The following is a 2819-nucleotide window of genomic DNA, read 5'->3' as shown; positions in this document are numbered from 1 at the left end:
AAAATCCAGGCAAGTTATTCTGAGTTAGCTTGATTGGATTATCAACTTCTCCCCCAAGGTGGGTCAAGGTTTCCCGCAGGGCAATTCGCAAGAAAGCGAAATGTTCCACGCCTTCTTTAGAAAACTGAACAAAAACCAAGTCATTGGTCTTGAGGTTTTCAGAAATACTGAACTCCTCTTTCCAGAGATTAGCCAGTGTTACTGATGTCTCCAACAAATCATCTGTGATGTGATTGAAGAAGGGATTTTCTTCTTCGAAAATCCCAGTCTTAGCTTCATCTGAATACACGCGTTCGATTTTTTTACGTAGGTATTCCTCGATTTTTGGAGTAATATTGAGAAACTTATCCGCTAGGAACAACTCCGTATCATCTGGGCTGAACTGATGGATAATGGCTTTCTTAATATAAATGTCCATAAAAGTATTAGTCCTCGTATAATGGGAAGGCATCTGTCAACGCTTTGACTTCACTTCTCACTTCTTCTAAGATAGCTTCATTTTCTGCATTCTTAAGAGTTTTAATGATGAGTTCAACCACTTTACGGCATTCTTCTTCACCAAATCCACGTGCAGTGATGGCTGCTGCTCCGATACGAATCCCACTTGTCTTGAATGGTGACAAAGTTTCGTAAGGGATTGAGTTTTTATTTAAAGTAATATTAACCTCATCCAGCAAGTTTTGAGCCACTTTTCCGTTTTCTACAACCTTAGTAACATCGACTAAGAAGAGGTGGTTTTCAGTACCACCAGAAATGATACGGAAGTCAGGGTCTTGCAAGAAGACAGCCGCCATAGCCTTGCTGTTTTTGATGACATTAGCAGCATATTCCTTGAAGGCTGGGTCCAAAACTTCTTTGAAGGAAACCGCCTTAGCCGCCACAACATGCTCCAAAGGTCCACCTTGGATACCAGGGAAAATAGCTGAATTGATTTTCTTCGCTAGGTCCTCATCATTTGTCAAAATCAAACCACCACGTGGTCCACGAAGGGTTTTGTGGGTCGTTGTTGTTGTGATATGAGCGTATGGAACTGGACTTGGATGTAGACCAGCAGCAACCAAACCAGCGATATGAGCCATATCTACCATGAGCTTAGCCCCGACAGCGTCTGCGATTTCACGGAATTTTGAGAAGTCGATAATTTGAGAATAGGCTGAAGCACCTGCTACGATTAGTTTAGGTTTTACTTCTTGTGCTTGTTTCAAGATGGCATCAAAGTCCAAGAGTTCTGTTTCAGGATCCACGCTATAAGAAACAAAGTTGTAGGTTTGACCAGAGAAGCTAACAGGAGCTCCGTGGGTCAAGTGCCCACCAGCAGCCAAATCCATTCCCATAACCGTATCACCAGGCTCAATCAAGGCCATGTAAGCAGCACAGTTGGCTTGGCTTCCTGAGTGTGGTTGGACATTGGCAAATCTAGCCCCGAAAATTTCTTTCGCGCGTTCAATAGCTAGAGTTTCTACCACGTCTACTACATCAGTTCCACCATAATAACGACGTCCTGGGTAACCCTCGGCATATTTGTTTGTCAAGATAGACCCTTGAGCTGCCATAACAGCCTTGGAAACCACGTTTTCCGAAGCAATCAACTCAATGTTGTTTTGTTGGCGTTCTTCTTCTTTGGCAATAGCATTCCAGAGATCAGCGTCGTATGCTTTAAAATTATCTTTGTCAAAAATCATAGGTCTTCTCCTTTTTAGTGTGACTGGTCCTTTAGTTTGGTTTCTCAATAAGAAATAAACTAAAAAATGCGAATAAACCGTTTTTGCATTTTATCACAAGTATAACCAACTTTTTCATAAAATGCATGAGCACCCAGACGATGATCGGCAGAGTTTAAGCGGATAAACTCATAGCCACGTCTTTTTGCTTCTTGATCCAACCCTTGCAACAAGGATTTACCGATACCTCGTCCTTGTGCTTGAGGTGAAACCGCTAAGCCTAAGATATTAAATCCTGCTTTGGAATAAAGAGATTCATAAACTTCAGCATGGACATATCCAAGTAGGACATGGCTGACTTCATCCTCATAGCCAAGTAGGAAATGATGGGAATCCTGAGACAGTCTAGCTAGTTGACTAGCTGTGTCCTCTGGACTAAAAGAATAACCCAAAGCCTCTTTGTTAATCTCACATATAGCATTCACATCTGTTTCTTGCAAATCTCTTAGCATCTCATTCCTCCTCAAAAGAAATCTCTGGCAACCGAGCAAGAATGTCTTCTCGCTTAATGGCCCCTTGGCGTAAGATTTTCACCTTGTCTCCAGACAAATCCAAAATCGTCGAATCCTGTCCAGTTAGAAAAGCGTCGTCCTCCAGACCCAGAACCTCTTGGTCAAAATCCTCTAGAATTTGAGCAAAGGTCACTCCACTAGCCTGACCTGAAATATTGGCAGACGGCCCAATCAAAGGACCTGTCTCTCGAATCAAATCAAGTGTAGTGGGGTGACTCGGCATCCGAAATCCCACCGTTGCAAGACCAGAATTGACCCAATAGGGCACTCTGTCATTGGCTTCGAGAATGATGGTCAAGGGACCTGGTAAAAAAGTCTTTACAAGATTTTGTAGATAAGTTGGCTGTTTCTTTGAAAAGTGCAAGATGTCCTCTAGAGAAGCAACATTAAGATTGAGCGCCTTATCTCTAGGACGACGTTTGAGTTGGTATACATGGTCGACAGCTTTTTCATCTAAGGCCTTAGCAAAGAGGCCATAAACTGTCTCAGTTGGTAGAACAACAGCTCCGCCCTTTTCCAATTCTTGTCTAATCCTGTCCATCATCAACTACAACCATCCTATCTTGACCAAATTGGTCCTTGAGTG

Annotated in this window: 4 protein-coding genes; all 4 read right to left on the bottom strand. The window is 42.6% G+C overall.

Features of this window, described 5'->3' with window-relative positions; all coding sequences use genetic code 11:
* Positions 1 to 418 (bottom strand): nucleoid-associated protein (locus tag SORDD24_RS07825; RefSeq protein ID WP_196757281.1); only part of this gene is annotated, 418 nt, incomplete at its 3' end.
* Between the two features lie 7 nt (positions 419 to 425).
* Positions 426 to 1682 carry a serine hydroxymethyltransferase gene (glyA, locus tag SORDD24_RS07820; RefSeq protein ID WP_061409321.1) on the bottom strand — a complete coding sequence of 419 codons (1257 nt, stop codon included), beginning with the start codon at positions 1680 to 1682 and terminating at the stop codon, positions 426 to 428.
* 59 nt (positions 1683 to 1741) lie between these two features.
* Positions 1742 to 2173, bottom strand: coding sequence for a GNAT family N-acetyltransferase (locus tag SORDD24_RS07815; RefSeq protein WP_061409318.1), 432 nt, complete (start codon positions 2171 to 2173; stop codon positions 1742 to 1744).
* A 1-nt stretch (position 2174) separates the two neighbouring features.
* Positions 2175 to 2777, bottom strand: coding sequence for an L-threonylcarbamoyladenylate synthase (locus SORDD24_RS07810; protein ID WP_061409315.1), 603 nt, complete (start codon positions 2775 to 2777; stop codon positions 2175 to 2177).
* Positions 2778 to 2819 lie beyond the last annotated feature (42 nt).

The sequence above is a fragment of the Streptococcus oralis genome, assembly GCF_001579175.1.
GTDB lineage: Bacteria > Bacillota > Bacilli > Lactobacillales > Streptococcaceae > Streptococcus > Streptococcus oralis_O.
This window is presented reverse-complemented; position numbering and strand designations above follow the sequence as displayed.

Excerpts from the sequence above, each read along its gene's own strand:
- glyA (WP_061409321.1), bottom strand. The coding sequence starts at position 1,682 with ATGATTTTTGACAAAGATAATTTTAAAGCATACGACGCTGATCTCTGG.
- SORDD24_RS07815 (WP_061409318.1), bottom strand. The coding sequence starts at position 2,173 with ATGCTAAGAGATTTGCAAGAAACAGATGTGAATGCTATATGTGAGATT.
- SORDD24_RS07810 (WP_061409315.1), bottom strand. The coding sequence starts at position 2,777 with ATGATGGACAGGATTAGACAAGAATTGGAAAAGGGCGGAGCTGTTGTT.